The organism is Streptomyces sp. IBSBF 2435 (assembly GCF_036815005.1).
Lineage (GTDB): Bacteria > Actinomycetota > Actinomycetes > Streptomycetales > Streptomycetaceae > Actinacidiphila.
On record NZ_JAJSYW010000002.1, the window covers coordinates 107,113 to 107,776 of the forward strand.

Genomic DNA, 664 nt, shown 5'->3' on the forward strand with positions numbered 1-664 from the left:
AGGTCACCGCGGGCCACCGCCGTGGTCACCTGGGCGATCTGCCGCACCTGCGAGGTCAGGTTGCCCGCCATGAAGTTGACGGAGTCGGTCAGGTCCTTCCAGGTGCCGCTGACGCCGTCCACCCGCGCCTGGCCGCCGAGCCTGCCCTCCGTGCCCACGTCGGTGGCCATCCGGGTCACCTGGGCCGCGAAGGAGCCGAGCTGGTCGACCATCCGGTTCACGGTGTTCTTCAGCTCCAGCATCTCGCCGGAGACGTCGACCGTGACCTTCTGCGACAGGTCGCCGTTGGCGACCGCGGTGGTGACCTGGGCGATGTTGCGGACCTGGCCGGTGAGGTTGCGGAAGGCGGTGTTGACCGAGTCGGTGAGGTCCTTCCACGTGCCCGCGGCGCCCGGCACCTGCGCCTGACCGCCCAGGATGCCCTCGACGCCGACCTCGCGGGCCACCCGCGTCACCTCGGCGCCGAAGGCCGACAGCTGGTCGACCATCGTGTTGACGGTGTTCTTCAGCTCCAGCATCTCGCCGGAGACGTCCACGGTGACCTTCTGCGACAGGTCGCCGCCCGCGACCGCGGTGGTGACCTGCGCGATGTCCCGCACCTGGGCCGTCAGGTTGCGGAAGGCGGTGTTGACCGAGTCGGTGAGGTCCTTCCACGTGCCCGCGG

At 70.2% G+C, this 664-nt stretch carries 1 protein-coding gene; it reads right to left on the bottom strand.

Translation table 11 applies throughout. The annotated features are described in order from the left end of the window. Nucleotides 1–664 (bottom strand): HAMP domain-containing protein (locus V7E46_RS01395; protein ID WP_333766670.1); only part of this gene is annotated, 664 nt, incomplete at both ends.